This window comes from Streptomyces sp. NPDC022552 (genome assembly GCF_055561875.1).
On the sequence record NZ_JBVHGJ010000003.1, the window covers coordinates 79,707 to 95,208 of the forward strand.

Genomic DNA, 15,502 nt, shown 5'->3' on the forward strand with positions numbered 1-15,502 from the left:
CTGGTCCGTGGGTCTCAGGCGGGCATGCCCGGGTCCAGCTTCGCGATGTCCACCGTCTCGTTCGCCGGCGGCACGACGACCTTGACGGGCTTGTCGTAGTCGGACAGGAGGAGCGTGCTCGGCTCCTCGCCACCCGTCTTGACGATCTTGAGGATGTAGGGCTTGCCCTCCTGCGCGACGGAGACCGTGGTCGTCCGGCCGCCCGGCTTCTTCTTCACGAGGGTGGCGACGGGCACTCCCTCGACCTCGGCGTCCGGCCCCCGGGTCATGCCCTTGCGATCCTCCTTGTTCTCACCGAGGTCGTCCAGCACGGCGTCGAGGTCGCAGACCCCGCTCAGATCGCTGCCGCCGGGCTGCCCGGGTGTGAATTTGATCCAGCGTCCCTCGACGAGCTCGATCGTCGCGTCGATCTGGGGCGGGGGCACGCCCTGGGAGGTCATGGAGACCCTCCAGAACTTCTCGTCGCCCTTCAGATACGTGATCCGGTCGGCCTGGCGCAGTTCGCCGGTGCCGCCGTCGACCTTCATCAGCCCCGTGCAGTTGTTCTCGTCGTCGAGCGCGATGTCGAGGTCCAGAGGCTGCCCCTCGGACACGACCCGCCCCTCCATGCGGAGGGAGGTCGCGGACTGGGTCGCCTTGACGGCCCGGTCGGCGATCGCGTCGGGCGTGAGGTCCTCGAAGGGGTCGGGCGCGGGGGCGAGGGCCGGGGCGGCGGCCACTGCCGGCGGGGCTGTCCGTGCCCAGGCGGCGGGGCCGGCGAACCCGGCTGTCGCGACCGCCGCCGCGGTGCATACGGCGGCCGCCGCGGTACGGGCCCTGCGGTGGGTGGACGGCGCCATGCGAGCCTCCTCGCGGATTCCCCGTTCACCCACCAGGGTGAGCCCCGGGGCCCGCGCCCGCGACTTCGCCGGGGCGGGCGCACACCGGGAGGGGCTTCGTCGACGGCGTTCGCCGGCCACGTTCGTCGGCGGCTCAGCCGCGTGGGTCAGCCGCGTGGGTCAGCCGCGTTCGTCAGCCGCCGAGCTTCGCCGGGTCCACCACCTGGTCGGCCGGCGGGGCGGTGGCCGTCACCGGCTTGTCGTAGTCGGAGAAGACGATGGTTCCCGGCTCGTCGCCGCCCGCCTCGACGGTCTTGAGGATGAAGGGCTCGCCCTCCTTGGCGACGTACATGGTGAACGTCTCGCCCTTGCTGTCCTTCTTCGTCAGGGTGGCGGCGGGCTTGCCGTCCACCTCGGCGTCGGGGCCCTTGGTCATGCCCTGCCGCTGGGCCTTGTCCTTGTCCATCTGCTTGATCAGGGCCTTGATGTCGCAGAGGTCGGCCAGTTCACCGGCGTTCTTCTTCGACATCTTCATCCAGCGGCCCTTGAGGAGCTCGGCCATGGCCTTGCCGTCCTCGGCGGAGGCGCCGCCCTCACCGGCGGAGACCTGCCAGAACTTCTCGTCGCCCTTCATGTACATGATCTTGTCGGCCTGCAGGATGTCGGCCTTGGCGTCCTTGAGGCCGATGCTTCCGGTGCACGCGCCCTTGTCGTCCAAGGCGATGTCGATCGTCATCTGCTCGCCGTCGGCCTTGCCGTCGCCGACCATGTGCAGCGAGGACGCGCCCTTCGTGGCCCTCACGGCCCGGTCCGCGATCGAGTCGGCGTCGAGACCCTCGAACGGGTCGACCGGGGCCTTCGTGGTGGTGGCGGAGGCCGCAGGCGTCTTGGTCCCGCCCTGAGCCTTGGTGTCGTCCTTGTCGCCCTTGGAACAGCCCGTCACGGCGACGACGGTGGCCGCGCAGACCATCGTCGCGACCCAGATCTTCCGGTTGGCCCGCATGTGTGCACTCCCTGTGGTTCTTCTTGACTCCCGGGACTGTCCGACACCTGTGAGGTCCCTATGGATGCACCGCGGGGATGTGACCTCGGCCACGGGGGCCACGACAGCGTGCGCGGCGCCGCCTGGCGAGGCGCTACTCCACGACGTGGCGGCCCTCCGGCTGGGCGCTGCAGGCGGACCGGAAGGTGCAGTGGGTGCAGTGCTGGCCGGTGGTGGGGGTGAAGCGCTCGTCGAGGACGCGACCGGCCGCGGTGGCCAGGAGATCGCCGACCCACTCCCCCGCCAGGGGCTCCTGGGCCTGGACCTTCGGCAGCGTGTCCCCGCCCTCCTTCTTGGGGGCGGGCTGACGGAGCTGGACGAGCTCGGCGCCGCCCGGGTCGGGGCGGTGCCCGTCGAGGACCTCGTCCAGGGCTCCTTCGCGTACCGCGAGCTGGTAGACGGCGAGCTGCGGGTGGTGCGCCACCTCGTCCCTGGTGGGAGCGGACTTGCCGGTCTTGAAGTCGACGACGTACGCGCGGCCGTGCTCGTCGGTCTCCACGCGGTCCATGGAGCCCCGGATCCGGACCTCGTACGCACCGGCTTCGAGGGTCACGTCGAAGTCGTGCTCGGTGGCGGCGGGTGTGCGGCCGCCGCGGTCCATGACGTGCCAGCGCAGGAAGCGTTCGAGCGCCACGCGCGCGTGCTCCTTCTCCTGCGCGGACTTCCAGGGCGCGTCGAAGGCGAGCGCGTCCCAGACCGAGTCGAGGCGCGCCATGAGGACGTCGAGGTCGGCGGGGGTACGGCCGGAGGCGACCTCGTCGGCGAGGACGTGGACGACGTTGCCGAAGCCCTGGGCGGCCGTGGCCGGGGCGGCGGCCTTGACCTCACGGCCGAGGAACCACTGGAGGGCGCAGCTGTTGGCGAGCTGGTCGAGCGCCGAGCCGGAGAGGGCGACGGGGTGGTCCCGGTCGCGCAGCGGGACCCGGCTGCGGGTGGGCTCGAACAGGCCCCACCAGCGGTCCGGGTGGGCGGCCGGGACCAGTGGCTGGCCCTCGTCGTCGGTGAGCGCGGCCAGCTTGGCGAGGCGCTGTGCGGCGGCGTCGCGCAGCGCATCGGAGGCGGCCGGGTCGACGGTGGTGGCGCGCAGTTCGGCCACGAGCGCGGCCACCGCGAGGGGACGGCGGGGGCGGCCGGAGACGTCCTTGGGCTCGGCGCCGAGTTCGGTGAGGAAGCGGGAGGGCTGGTCGCCGTCGTCGGCGGGGGCCTTGACGGCGGTGACGACAAGGCGGTCGCGGGCGCGGGTGGCGGCGACGTAGAAGAGGCGGCGCTCCTCGGCGAGGAGGGCGCCGGGGGTGAGGGGTTCGGCGAGGCCGTCACGTCCGATGCGGTCGGCTTCGAGGAGGGAGCCGCGGCGGCGCAGGTCGGGCCAGAGGCCCTCCTGGACCCCGGCGACGACGACGAGACCCCATTCGAGGCCCTTGGAGCGGTGGGCGGTCATCAGGCGGACGGCGTCGGGGCGGGACTGGCGCCCGGAGAGGGTGTCGGCGGCGATGTCCTGGGCGTCGAGCTCTTCGAGGAAGTTGAGCGCGCCGCGGCCTCCGACGCGGTCCTCGGCGCGGGCGGCGGTCTCGAAGAGGGCGCAGACGGCGTCGAGGTCGCGGTCGGCGTTGCGGCCCGCCGCGCCGCCGCGGAGCGCGGCGCGCTCCAGGCGGCCGGACCAGGGGGTGCCGTTCCAGAGCAGCCAGAGCGCCTCTTCGGCGGTGCCGCCCGCGGCGAGGCGGTTACGGGCCTGTTGGAGCAGTTCCCCGAGCCGTTTGGCGCCCCGGGCGTACGACTGGTCGTGCGCGACGAGCCGCTCGGGCTCGGCGAGCGCGCGGGCGAGCAGCACGTCGGAGGGCGGCGGCACCTTGTTCCCGCCGGCCCGCTCCTCGTCCCTCAGCGCACGCCCGAGCCGCCGCAGGTCGGCGGGGTCCATCCCGGCGAGCGGCGAGGCGAGAAGGGAGAGCGCGGTCTCGGTGTCGAGCCAGGCGGCGCCGGTCCGGTCCGTACGGACCGGGTCCGCGCCGAGCCCGTCCGTGCCGGCCGGGTCCGTGGCCGTACCGACCGGGTCGGCGCCGAGCCCGTCCGTGCCGGGCCCGTCCGTACCCAGCCCCTCCGTGCCGGGCCCGTCCGTACCTCCCCCATCCGGGGCGGGAACCTCGGCGGCAGGCCGCTGCTCGTCCCCTTCGGGTGCGCCGGCCGCGGTTTCACGGGGGTCCGGCGCGCGGTCCGCCGGGGTGGCTGCCGCTCGGAGGGCCAGGAGCAGGGGGGCGACCGCGGGTTCGTGGCGGAGAGGGGTGTCGGCGGTGTCCGTCTCCAGGGGGACGCCCGCCGAGGTGAGGGCGCGCCGGAGGGTGGGGACGGAGGCCGTCGCCCGGACGAGGACCGCCATGTCGTGCCAGGGGACGCCGTCCTCCAGATGCGCGCGGCGCAGAAGGTCGGCGATGTTGTCGGACTCCGTGGAGGCGGTCGGGTACGTGAAGACCTCCACCCGGCCCCCGCCGCGCACGGCCCCCAGGTCGCGGTGCGCGCGGACCTTGTCGCCGGGCAGGCGGGGCAGCGGCATTCTCCGGGTCAGCTCACGGGTCGCGTCGAGCAGCTTCTCGCCCGAGCGCCGGGACCGCGTCAGGACCCGGACCTCCGCAGGCCGCCCGTCCGTGCCCACGAACGTGTCGGGGAAGTCCAGGATGCCGTTCACGTCGGCACCCCGGAACGCGTAGATCGACTGGTCGGGGTCGCCGAAGGCGACCACCGTCCTCCCGCCGCCCGCCAGCGCCCTCAGCAGCCGCACCTGCGCCGGGTCCGTGTCCTGGTACTCGTCGACGAAGACCGCGTCGTAGTCGGGGAGCGTGGTCCGTTCCGACAGCAGCACCGCCCGGTGCACCAGCTCCGTGTAGTCGAGCACCCCCTGGAGGTCCAGGACGTCGAGGTACTCCGCCAGGAAGCCGGCCGCCGCCTTCCAGTCCGGCCGCCCCACCCGCTGCGCGAACTCCGCGAGCGCCCTCGGCCCGAGTCCCAGTTCGCGGGAGCGCGCGAGGACCGCCCGTACCTCGTCGGCGAAACCGCGCGTGGTCAGGCAGGCCCTCAGCTCGTCGGGCCACCGCACCCGCGCGAGACCCGACTTCTCCAGGTCGAGCTGGCCCGCCAGCAGCTCCCGTACGGCGAGGTCCTGCTCCGGTCCCGACAGCAGCCGCATCGGCTCGGCGAACAGCTCCGCGTCCTGGTGCGCGCGGATCAGGGCGTAGCAGTACGAGTGGAAGGTGGTCGCCTGCGGCGGCCGTACGTCGCCCACCCGTCGCCCGCCGCCGGCCTTGCCGGAGAGCGCCGCGCGCTCGCCCGCTCCGATGCGCCTCGCCATCCGGTCGCGCAGCTCCACCGCCGCCTTGCGGCTGAAGGTGAGCACGAGGATCCGCTCCGGGTCCGCGCCCTTCTCGATGCGGGCGGCGACGGCCTCCACGAGCGTCGTCGTCTTTCCGGTGCCCGGTCCGGCCAGGACGAGAAGCGGTCCGCCCGCGTGGTCAACCACTTCCCGCTGCGTTGCGTCAAGGACAGGGGGATCCACCCGCTCCGGGGCCGTACGCACCAGTCGGTACGCGCCCGTGGTCCGCCCCTGGTACGGCGTACGCCGAGTGGTGGAGGAGGAACTCACGTGGATCGACCGGTCCTGAGCGAAGTGGTGGAGAGGTGGAGAGGTGTACGGGGCGAACGACGACGTTACGGGATACGGAGGGCACCCGTGCCGTACTCCGTACGGGCCTCCGTACCGTCATCGGGCCGCCCGGCCCCTCCAGCCATGGGCAAAGCTGTCACGTGTGAGTTCCCGCACGCGGCTCCGCGTCCGCACCGCCGGCGCCGTCCTCCTCATGCGCACCGCCAGGACCGTGCGCACCGCTCGCCCCGTCCCAGCGTGCTCGTCGCATGTCGAGCTTCGGCACATGCCCCTCGGCCGAGCGCCCGGCCTGGCGCAGGGGCGTGCCCTCGTCCCTGTAGTGCCCGAGGGCGCGCAGCTCGTGGCCCGGCAGCAGCGTGCCGTCCGCCCGCACCACACGCCACCACGGCACCGCCCCGCCGTAGAGGGCCATCACCCGGCCGACCTGGCGCGGCCCGCCCTCGCCCAGCCATTCGGCCACGTCGCCGTAGGTCATCACACGGCCCGGCGGGATCAGCTCCGCAACCTCGAGGACCCGCTCCGCGTACTCCGGAAGCTCCACCACGCTCATCCGCCCCATCCTGCCTCACCCCACCGACAACGCCCCGTTGCCTCCGCAGGCCGCCGCTTCATGCCACCATCGTCCGGGCGGTGACTGGTGATACGAGATCAAGAGCGACAAGACGAACAAGAAGAACAAGAATTCGTACAAGCCGACGAACGTGCGGAACGTACGACACAGGCAGAGACGGACATGGTGATGGGGCACGACGCTCAGCCTCCTGAGGAGGAGGCGCGCCCCGGCATGCCCGCCCACGGCACGCCCGCCACCGAGAGCGCCGCCGACAGCGCCCCGGAGAGCGCCCCGGAGAGCGCCCCGGAGACGACCGTTCCCGAGACGCCCGTTCCCGAGACGCCCGTTCCCGGCGGCCGCTCGGGACACGGCCGCGGTCATGGGCGTGGCCCCGCGCACGGTCCCTCCCCCGAGCTCCTCCCCGACACCGTCACCGAGGGCGAGCCCAGCGAGCGTGTCTCCCAGGACGAGCCGCTGCTCGCCGCCCGGGTGCACCGCCCGTCCGACCTGATGCGGCTGCTGATCGGTGCCGTCGCGATCGCGCTGGTCATCGCCATCGCCGCCTTCGCCCACGGCACGACCTCCGGTCTGGAGGAGGACATCAACAAGGGCGCGGGCGGCGCTCCCGACGTCTTCGTCAAGATCGCCGGACTGGTCTCCAGCATCGCCGTGCTCCTCGTGCCGGTCGCCTTCGCCATCGAGCGGCTGATCAAACGGGACGGGCTGCGGATCGCCGACGGCGTCCTCGCCGCCGTCCTCGCCCACGGAGTCACCCTCGCCACCGACCTCTGGGTCGCCAAGGCCGCGCCCGGCACCATCCAGGACGCGCTGACCCAGCCCGCGACCGGGGGCGGACTCACCGACCCGGTGCACAACTACCTGGCACCCGTCATCGCGTACATGACCGCCGTCGGCATGGCCCGGCGGCCGCGCTGGCGGGTGAGCCTGTGGGCGGTGCTACTGCTCGACGCGTTCACGATGCTGGTCGCCGGGTACACCACCGCGTTCTCGATCATCCTGACCGTGCTGATCGGCTGGACCGTCGCGTACGGAACGCTGTACGCCGTCGGCTCCCCCAACGTCCGCCCCACCGGTCAGACGCTCCTCGCCGGACTGCGACGGGTCGGCTTCCGGCCGGTCACGGCGCTGCGCGCCGAGGGCGCGGGCGTGCCCGACTCCGCCGACACCGGGGACCGGGGCCGCCGGTACATCGTCACGCTGGAGGAAGGACCGCCGCTCGACGTCACGGTCGTGGACCGCGAACAGCAGGCGCACGGCTTCTTCTACCGCGCGTGGCGGCGGCTGACCCTGCGGGCGATCACCACCCGCCGTTCGATCGTCTCGCTGCGCCAGGCGCTGGAGCAGGAGGCGCTGCTCGCGTACGCGGCGATCGCCGCCGGAGCCAATGCGCCCAAGCTGATCGCCACCTCGGAGCTCGGTCCGGACGCCGTGATGCTCGTCTACGAGCACCTGGGCGGCCGGACCCTGGACTCCCTGGACGACGACGACATCACCGACGAGCTGGTGCGCAGTGCCTGGCGCCAGGTGCGCGCGCTCCAGTCGCGCCGGATCGCGCACCGGCGGCTCGCCGGGGACGCGATTCTGGTGGATCGTTCCGGCAAGGTGATCCTGACCGATCTGCGCGGCGGTGAGATCGCCGCCGGCGACCTGATCCTGCGGATGGACATCGCCCAGCTGCTCACCACCCTCGGCCTGCGGGTGGGGGCCGAGCGCGCGGTGGCGGGCGCCGTGGACGTCCTCGGCCCGGACGCCATCGCCGACTGCCTCCCCCTCCTCCAGCCGATCGCGCTGAGCCGCTCCACGCGCGCGACGCTCAGGCGACTGGCCAGGGAACGGTCGAAGCGGGAGCGCGAGGCCGTCCTCGCGGCCTCGGAGGCGGCGAAGCGGGCCCGGGTGGAGGCCGCGGCGGCCGCCCCGGAGGCGGCGACCGCCACCGAGCTCAAAGCCGAGCGCAAGTCCGACCGGAAGCTGGAGAAGGCGGAGAAGCAGGCCGAGAAGCGGGCCATCGACGAGGCACTCGACGACGCCCGCGAGGAGGACCTGCTGGCGCAGATCCGCCGGCAGGTGCTGCTGATCCGGCCGCAGGCGCCCGTCGAGCCGGTCCGTCTGGAGCGGATCAAGCCGCGGACCCTCATCAGTCTCATCGCCGGCGCCGTCGCCGCGTACTTCCTGCTCTCGCAGATCGCCCGGACCCCGCTGTCGACGATCAGCTCCGCCGACTGGCGGTGGGTGGCGGCGGCGGTGCTGTTCTCGGCGCTGAGCTACATCGCCGCCGCGATGAGCCTGCTCGGCTTCGTACCGGAGCGGGTCGGGTTCTGGCGGACGGTGGTCGCGCAGGTCGCCGGGTCGTTCGTGAAGATCGTCGCTCCGGCTGCGGTCGGTGGTGTCGCGCTGAACACGCGGTTCCTCCAGCGCTCGGGGGTGCGGCCGGGGCTCGCGGTGGCGAGCGTCGGCGCGTCGCAGCTCTTCGGGCTCGGGGCGCACATCCTGCTGCTGCTCGCGTTCGGCTATCTGACGGGTACGGAGAAGTCGCAGTCGTTCACCCCGTCGAGGACGGTCATCGCCGGGCTGCTGACGGTGGCGGTGCTGGTGCTCGTGGTGACAGCGATCCCGTTCATGCGGAAGTTCGTCTCGACGCGGCTGCGGTCGCTGTTCGCGGGTGTCGTGCCGCGCATGCTGGACGTGCTCCAGCGGCCGCTGAAGCTGCTGACGGGCATCGGCGGGATGCTGCTGCTGACCGGTGTCTTCGTGCTCTGTCTGGACGCGTCGATCCGGGCGTTCGGGCACGACAGCCAGGGGCTGAGCTACGCGAGCGTGGCGGTCGTCTTCCTGGCCGGCAACGCGCTCGGCTCGGCGGCGCCGACGCCGGGTGGTGTGGGTGCGGTCGAGGGCGCGCTGACGTTCGGTCTGGTCGCGGTCGGCCTCCCGCTGGAGGTCGCGACTCCGGCGGTGCTGCTGTACCGGCTCCTGACGCTGTGGCTGCCGGTGCTGCCGGGGTGGCTGTGCTTCAACTGGCTGACGAAACGGGGCGCGCTCTAGCCCGCGGGCCGTGTGGGGCCGACCGCGCAGTTCCCCCGTCCCCGCGGGGGCGGGAACACCCGTGTGGGTGTTCCCCCGCGCGGGGGTGGTTCGTACGGCTCACCATGGATTCATGCCGACTTCCGCCGCGCAGCGCGCCGCCCTGCTCCTCGCGACCACCGTGTTGCTCGCCGCCGGGGTCACCGGATGTTCGGACAGTGACAGCGACTCCGCCTCCGACGGCCCCACGGATCTCGCCGGGCTCGGCACGCAGCAGCTGGAGTGGGCGCCCTGCCCACCCCCGTCCGCCGCCGAGGGTGGCGGCCCCGCGCCCTCCCCGCTGCCCGGCGGCACCCCCTGGGAGTGCTCGTTCATGGACGCGCCGCTCGACTACTCCGACCCCGACGGCGAGACCATCGAACTGGCCCTCATCCGCGCCCGGGCCCGCGACCAGGACCGTCGCATCGGCTCCATGATCTACAACTTCGGCGGCCCCGGGGGCTCCGGCGTCACCGGCCTGCCGTCCTTCGCCCCGGACTACGAGAAGCTCCGCACCCGCTACGACCTGGTCTCCTTCGACCCCCGCGGCGTCGGCCGGAGCGCGGACGTCCAGTGTCTGTCCGACAAGGAGCTGGACGCCTACTACGCCATGGACTTCACCCCGGACGACGCCGCCGAGGAGCGGACCCTCTCCGACGCGCAGAAGAAGTACGCCGCCGGCTGCGAGGGGGAGTCCGGCACCGTCCTCCCCCACGTCGGCACCGAGAACGCCGCCCGCGACCTGGACCTGATGCGCCAGGTCCTCGGCGACGACAAGCTCCACTACTTCGGCATCTCGTACGGCACGGAACTCGGCGGCGTGTACGCGCACATGTTCCCGAAGAACGTCGGCCGCGCCCTCTTCGACGCCGTCGTCGACCCGAACTCCGGCACCGAGGCGGGCGCCCTCGGTCAGGCCAGGGGCTTCCAGCTCGCCCTGGACAACTTCGCGAAGGACTGCGTGGACCGCGGCGACGAGTGCACGCTGCCCGGCTCGACGGTCGACGAGATCGAGGCGGGCATTCTCGACCTCCTCGCCGAACTCGACAAGAAGCCCATCCCCGGGATCGGGGACCGCAAGCTCACCCAGACGCAGGCCACCAACGGCATCGCGCAGGCGCTGTACTCCAAGGAGTTCTGGCAGTACCTGGAGCAGGGTCTCGACGCGGCCGACGGCGGCGACGGCGCGCTGCTGCTCGCCCTCTCCGACTCGATGAACGGGCGCGACCAGAACGGCAGTTACAGCAACATCCAGGCGGCCAACGCGGCCATCAACTGCGTGGACTTCAAGGAGCGCTACACCCTCGGCCAGGCCAAGGAACGGCTCCCCGAGTTCCGTGAGGCGTCGGCCGTCTTCGGCGACTACATGGGCTGGGGTCTGTCGAGCTGCTCCCAGTGGCCGGTCCCGGGGACCTGGGAGCACCCCGACGTCTCCGCGCCCGGCTCCGCCCCGATCCTGGTGCTGGGAACGACGGGCGACCCGGCGACGCCGTACGAGGGCACGCGCGCGATGGTGAACGCGCTCGGGAAGGGCGTCGGCGTGGAGCTGACGTACGAGGGCGAGGGCCACGGCGCGTACAACGGCGGCAACGCGTGCGTGCAGGACACGGTCAACGCGTACTTCCTGGACGGGAAGGTGCCGGCCTCGGGGACCGTCTGCGAGTAGTCCCCGCCGCGCCGCCTAGGATGGCGGCTTCCGGTACGGATCACGGGGGTTGCGCGACATGTCCATACGGATACGGGTGGCCGCTCTGGCCGTCACCGGGCTGCTGGCCGCCGGCTGTACGAGCCCCTCAGGCGATACGGCACGGCCGTCCACCGACGGCAAGCCGTCGCGGGGGGCCGCCTCGCCCCCCTCCTCGCCCCCGGGCACGCTCCCCGCCTCGCTCACGGGCCAGCGCCCCTCGTGGAAGCCCTGCGCGGCGCCCGAGGGCGGCGAGAAGCCCGGCGCCGACTGGCGCTGTGCCGACGTCCGGGTCCCCCTCGACCACGACCGGCCCGACGGCGAGACGATCGAGATCGCACTGATCCGCAAGGAGGCCCGCGACAAGAGCGGGCGGATCGGCTCGCTGCTCTTCAACTTCGGCGGCCCGGGCGCCTCGGGCGTCGACATCCTCCCCCGTGCGGCCCAGGAGTACGGCGGGCTGAACCGCCGTTACGACCTCGTCGGCTTCGACCCGCGCGGCGTCGCGCGGAGCGCCGGCGTCGTGTGCCGGGACGACAAGGAGCTGGCCGCCGCCGAGTTCGGTACGGACGTCACGCCGGACACGGCGGCCGAGGAGGCCGCGTTCGTCGAGGACGGCGCCTCCTTCGGCGCCGGCTGCGCCCGCCGCTCCGGCACGGTCATCCCGCACACCACGACCAGCAACACCGCCCGTGACCTGGACCTGATCCGGCACGTCCTGGGCGACGACAAGCTGAACTACTTCGGCATCTCCTACGGCACCCAGCTCGGCGCCGCCTACGCCCATCTCTTCCCGTCGCGTGTCGGCCGGACCGTCCTCGACGCGGTCGTCGACCCCACGGCCGACGGCACGGGCCACGCCCGGAACCAGACGATCGGCTTCCAGCGGGCCCTGGACAACTACTTCAAGAGCACCGGCGTGAGCTCCGCGGAGGGGACCGCCCGGACCGTCCGGCTCCTGGAGGGGCTGGACCGGGAGCCGTTGCGCGTCGGCGACCGGAGGCTGACCGAGGGCCTTGCCGTCACGGGCATCGCGATCACGCTGTACGCGCAGAGCAACTGGCCCCTGCTGACCTCCGCCCTGGAGAAGGCCGAGCGCGGCGACGGCTCCGAGCTGCTGCGCCTCGCCGACTGGTACAACGACCGGGACGAGAAGGGCCATTACGGCACCCAGTCCCACTCGCAGCGGGCGATCTCCTGCGCCGACTCCAGCGAACGCCCCACGAGCGCGCAGGCGAAGGCCCTGCTCCCCGAGTTCCGCAAGCTCTCGCCGGTCTTCGGAGCCTTCCTGGCCTGGGACACGGCCGGCTGGTGCGCCGACTGGCCGGTGAAGGGCGAGCGGGTCGACCCGGACGCGAGCGCCCCCGGTGCCGGGCCGATCCTGGTCGTCGGCACGACCGGTGACCCGGCGACCCCCTACGAGGGCGCCGAGCGGATGGCGAGGGAGCTGGGCGCCGGCGTCGGCATCCTGGTCAGCAACGAGGGCGAGGGGCACGGCGCGTACGGCACGTCCTCCTGCGTGACGAAGACGGTCGACGCCTACCTGCTCGACGGCAAGGTCCCGGCGTACGGCAAGCGCTGTTCCAGCGGGACGGCGCGCAGCGGGGCATGAGAGAGGGCCCGGACCTGATGTCAGGTCCGGGCCCTTCCTCACAGGGTCTCGCGTCCTAGTAGACCGGCTTCTCGGGCTCGATCTGGTGGACCCAGCCGATCACGCCGCCGCCGACGTGCACCGCGTCCGCGAAGCCCGCGGACTTGAGCACGGCGAGGACTTCCGCACTGCGGACACCCGTCTTGCAGTGCAGGACGATCCGCTTGTCCTGCGGCAGGTCCTGGAGGGCGGTGCCCATCAAGAACTCGTTCTTCGGGATCAGCCGCGCGCCGGGGATCGAGACGATCTCGTACTCGTTGACCTCCCGGACATCGATGATGTCGATGTTCTCGCCCTCGTCGATCCACTCCTTGAGCTGCTTGGGAGTGATCGTCGAGCCGAGCGCCGCCTCCTGGGCCTCCTCCGACACGACGCCGCAGAAGGCCTCGTAGTCGATGAGCTCGGTGACGGTCGGGTTCTCGCCGCAGACCGCGCAGTTCGGGTCCTTGCGGACCTTCACCTGGCGGTACTGCATCTCCAGGGCGTCGTAGATCATCAGCCGGCCGACCAGCGGGTCGCCCACGCCGGCCAGGACCTTGATCGCCTCGGTGACCTGGATGGAGCCGATGGACGCGCACAGCACGCCCAGGACGCCGCCCTCGGCGCAGGACGGGACCATGCCCGGCGGCGGGGGCTCCGGGTAGAGGCAGCGGTAGCAGGGGCCGTACTCGGACCAGAAGACGGAGGCCTGGCCGTCGAAGCGGTAGATCGAGCCCCAGACGTACGGCTTGTTCAGCAGCACGCACGCGTCGTTGACGAGGTAGCGCGTGGCGAAGTTGTCCGTGCCGTCGACGATCAGGTCGTACTGGCTGAAGATGTCCATCACGTTCTCGGCCTCGAGCCGCTCTTCGTGGAGGATCACGTTCACGTACGGGTTGATGCCGAGGACCGAGTCCTTGGCGGACTCCGCCTTGGAGCGGCCGATGTCCGCCTGGCTGTGGATGATCTGGCGCTGCAGGTTCGACTCGTCGACCTCGTCGAACTCCACGATGCCGAGCGTGCCGACACCGGCCGCGGCCAGGTACATGAGGGCCGGCGAACCGAGGCCACCGGCGCCCACACAGAGCACCTTGGCGTTCTTCAGCCGCTTCTGCCCGTCCATCCCGACATCCGGGATGATCAGGTGGCGGGAGTACCTGCGGACCTCGTCTACGGTGAGCTCGGCAGCCGGCTCGACCAGGGGTGGCAGCGACACGGGGACTCCGTTGGTCGGTATGTCAGTACGGTTGTTCTCCCCGTAACACTGCCACGGCCCTTCTCATTCCGAGACACCCGGTCCAATGCGCGAGACGATTTCGTCCCAGTAGCCGGGCAGAGTCTGGAACGCACCGGTCTGTCCGAACCGGTCGGCGTGACCGGCCTGACCTGTGTGATCGGTGAAGAAGATCGTGCCCGCGCCCTGCCAGCGGGCGATCCGCATCGCCTCGTCGAGGTGGCTGCGCGGCACCCCGTGGACGAGATGGACGAACTTCTCCGGCGGGTACTCGGCCGTCCACTCGGCCACCTGCGACCAGCGGTAGTCCGTCCACGCCCCGGTGAAGGTGACCAGCTGGTCGGCGGCCTCGGCATAGCCCGGGTACGGATGGGTGCCGTGGCTCAGGACGAGATGCGCCTCGCCGTCGAGCGCCGCCTCCAGGGTCGCCGTGAGGCGCCTCACCTCGGGCAGGTCGGCCCGGTCCGTGGGACAGCGGTCCAGATAGAAGCCGTCGACCTTGTACCAGTCGAGGAAGCGGTGGGCGTCCGAGACGATCTCGCCGAAGGCGCGCGAGCCGTGGCGGAGGTCCAGATGCCCGAGCACCCTCACGCGCGCGTTCTTGAGCCGGCCCGCCGCCTCCAGACAGTGCGGGTCGGGCCGGTCCCCCGGCCCCTCGGCGACGTTGAGCACGGCCCAGTGCAGGGGGGTGCCGGGGCGGGCCAGTTCCGCCCACTCGACGCGGGCGAGGAGCGGGTGGGCGTAGCCGGGGACGCCGACGCCCATCTCCTGCTCCTGGACGGCGCCGACGGTCGTCGTGGGGGTGGTCAGATGCGGCATGCCGCCTCCATCCAGATGTCGGCGAGGGATTCCTCGAGGTTGATCCGGGGCCGCCAGCCGAGCCGGTCGCGGGCGGTGCGCACGTCGGCCTGCTGCCAGCTGCCGCAGCCGTCGGGGTACGGGTAGGGCGCGGCGGCCAGCTGCTCGGCGATGCTCTCGGTGCGGGGGGCGCCGATGACGGGTCGCTGGGGTGGGCCGTCGAGTTCGTGCAGGGTGCCCCCGTAGCCCGCGACCCTGGCGAGGACGGCTGCGGCGTCGCGGAGCTTGACGGCACGTCCGGTGCCGATGTTGACGACGCCCTGGGCGGCGGAGAGCGAGGCCGCGTGGACGGCGCGGGCGACGTCGCGGACGTCGACGAAGTCGCGCTGGACCCCGAGGCCGCTGAGCTTGAGCTCGCCGTCGCCGGCCTGCATGGCGCGGCGCATGGCCTCGGCGAGGCGGCCGAGCGGGGAGCCGGCGGGGGTGCCGGGGCCGACCGGGGAGAAGACCCGGAGGACGACGGCGTCGAGTCCCGACCCGAGGACGAGTTCGGTCGCGGCGAGCTTGGAGACGCCGTACGGGCCGCCGGGGCGGGGCACGGCGTCCTCGGCGGTGGAGGAGCCGGGCTGGGAGGGACCGTACTCCGAGGCACAGCCGACCTGGACGAGCCGCGCGCCGCAGCCGCTGCGACGCAGGGCCTCGCAGACGGTGGCGACGGCCACGGTGTTGTGCCGCGTCAGGTCACGGGCTCCGCCGCGGGTGGCGCCGGCGCAGTTGACGACGACTCCGGGGTGGACGGCGTCCAGGAAGCGGGTCAGGGCGCCGGGGCTGCCCCCGGCGAGGTCGAACCGTACGTCGGCGTCGTCGCCCCGGCCGAGGGCGGTGAGGTGCACGGCCGGGTCGGCGAGCAGCCGGTCGGCGACGAAACGTCCGAGGAATCCGTTGGCTCCGAGCAGTAGCACCCTCATCGTGCGGCCCCTTCGTGCCGACCGGCCGTTGCGGGAAGTTGGGAGGTC

General features: G+C 72.5%; 10 protein-coding genes. 3 read left to right on the top strand and 7 right to left on the bottom strand.

Annotated features, from left to right (window positions below; translation table 11 throughout):
• Positions 1–14: 14 nt before the first annotated feature.
• The 4 genes from ACZ3OF_RS10125 to ACZ3OF_RS10140 all read right to left on the bottom strand — a co-directional run bounded on the left by ACZ3OF_RS10125 (position 15) and on the right by ACZ3OF_RS10140 (position 6,068).
• Positions 15–839 carry a hypothetical protein gene (locus tag ACZ3OF_RS10125; protein ID WP_467303945.1) on the bottom strand — a complete coding sequence of 275 codons (825 nt, stop codon included), beginning with the start codon at positions 837–839 and terminating at the stop codon, positions 15–17.
• A gap of 172 nt (positions 840–1,011) precedes the next feature.
• Positions 1,012–1,821 carry a hypothetical protein gene (locus tag ACZ3OF_RS10130; RefSeq protein WP_361668577.1) on the bottom strand — a complete coding sequence of 270 codons (810 nt, stop codon included), beginning with the start codon at positions 1,819–1,821 and terminating at the stop codon, positions 1,012–1,014.
• A gap of 133 nt (positions 1,822–1,954) precedes the next feature.
• Positions 1,955–5,488 carry an ATP-dependent helicase gene (locus ACZ3OF_RS10135; protein WP_467303948.1) on the bottom strand — a complete coding sequence of 1,178 codons (3,534 nt, stop codon included), beginning with the start codon at positions 5,486–5,488 and terminating at the stop codon, positions 1,955–1,957.
• A gap of 157 nt (positions 5,489–5,645) precedes the next feature.
• The gene (locus ACZ3OF_RS10140) at positions 5,646–6,068 is read right to left on the bottom strand and encodes an MGMT family protein (protein ID WP_361668571.1); all 423 of its coding nucleotides are present in this window, start codon (positions 6,066–6,068) and stop codon (positions 5,646–5,648) included.
• Positions 6,069–6,248: 180 nt separating this feature from the next.
• Here ACZ3OF_RS10140 and ACZ3OF_RS10145 point away from each other — a divergent pair, with 180 nt between their 5' ends.
• The 3 genes from ACZ3OF_RS10145 to ACZ3OF_RS10155 all read left to right on the top strand — a co-directional run bounded on the left by ACZ3OF_RS10145 (position 6,249) and on the right by ACZ3OF_RS10155 (position 12,436).
• Positions 6,249–9,122, top strand: a complete 2,874-nt coding sequence (locus ACZ3OF_RS10145; protein ID WP_467303951.1) for a lysylphosphatidylglycerol synthase transmembrane domain-containing protein — start codon at positions 6,249–6,251, stop codon at positions 9,120–9,122.
• 112 nt (positions 9,123–9,234) lie between these two features.
• Positions 9,235–10,806 (top strand): alpha/beta hydrolase, encoded by a 1,572-nt coding sequence (locus tag ACZ3OF_RS10150; RefSeq protein WP_361668566.1) that lies wholly within the window; start codon positions 9,235–9,237, stop codon positions 10,804–10,806.
• A 58-nt stretch (positions 10,807–10,864) separates the two neighbouring features.
• Positions 10,865–12,436 (top strand): alpha/beta hydrolase, encoded by a 1,572-nt coding sequence (locus ACZ3OF_RS10155; protein WP_467303954.1) that lies wholly within the window; start codon positions 10,865–10,867, stop codon positions 12,434–12,436.
• Positions 12,437–12,491: 55 nt separating this feature from the next.
• Here ACZ3OF_RS10155 and moeZ read toward each other — a convergent pair whose 3' ends face one another.
• From moeZ to ACZ3OF_RS10170, 3 genes are all read right to left on the bottom strand, one after another.
• Positions 12,492–13,670, bottom strand: coding sequence for an adenylyltransferase/sulfurtransferase MoeZ (gene moeZ, locus ACZ3OF_RS10160; protein ID WP_361668562.1), 1,179 nt, complete (start codon positions 13,668–13,670; stop codon positions 12,492–12,494).
• A gap of 63 nt (positions 13,671–13,733) precedes the next feature.
• Positions 13,734–14,507 carry a spherulation-specific family 4 protein gene (locus tag ACZ3OF_RS10165; RefSeq protein ID WP_361668560.1) on the bottom strand — a complete coding sequence of 258 codons (774 nt, stop codon included), beginning with the start codon at positions 14,505–14,507 and terminating at the stop codon, positions 13,734–13,736.
• On the bottom strand, positions 14,495–15,454 hold the full coding sequence (locus ACZ3OF_RS10170; RefSeq protein WP_361668558.1) for an NAD-dependent epimerase/dehydratase family protein: 960 nt from the start codon (positions 15,452–15,454) through the stop codon (positions 14,495–14,497). Before ACZ3OF_RS10170 ends, ACZ3OF_RS10165 begins: the two co-directional genes overlap by 13 nt.
• Positions 15,455–15,502 lie beyond the last annotated feature (48 nt).

Bases quoted from the DNA above. Each gene is read 5' to 3' on its own strand.
- ACZ3OF_RS10125 (WP_467303945.1), bottom strand. From the start codon at position 839: ATGGCGCCGTCCACCCACCGCAGGGCCCGTACCGCGGCGGCCGCCGTA.
- ACZ3OF_RS10130 (WP_361668577.1), bottom strand. From the start codon at position 1,821: ATGCGGGCCAACCGGAAGATCTGGGTCGCGACGATGGTCTGCGCGGCC.
- ACZ3OF_RS10140 (WP_361668571.1), bottom strand. From the start codon at position 6,068: ATGGGGCGGATGAGCGTGGTGGAGCTTCCGGAGTACGCGGAGCGGGTC.
- ACZ3OF_RS10145 (WP_467303951.1), top strand. From the start codon at position 6,249: ATGGGGCACGACGCTCAGCCTCCTGAGGAGGAGGCGCGCCCCGGCATG.
- ACZ3OF_RS10150 (WP_361668566.1), top strand. From the start codon at position 9,235: ATGCCGACTTCCGCCGCGCAGCGCGCCGCCCTGCTCCTCGCGACCACC.
- ACZ3OF_RS10155 (WP_467303954.1), top strand. From the start codon at position 10,865: ATGTCCATACGGATACGGGTGGCCGCTCTGGCCGTCACCGGGCTGCTG.
- ACZ3OF_RS10165 (WP_361668560.1), bottom strand. From the start codon at position 14,507: ATGCCGCATCTGACCACCCCCACGACGACCGTCGGCGCCGTCCAGGAG.
- ACZ3OF_RS10170 (WP_361668558.1), bottom strand. From the start codon at position 15,454: ATGAGGGTGCTACTGCTCGGAGCCAACGGATTCCTCGGACGTTTCGTC.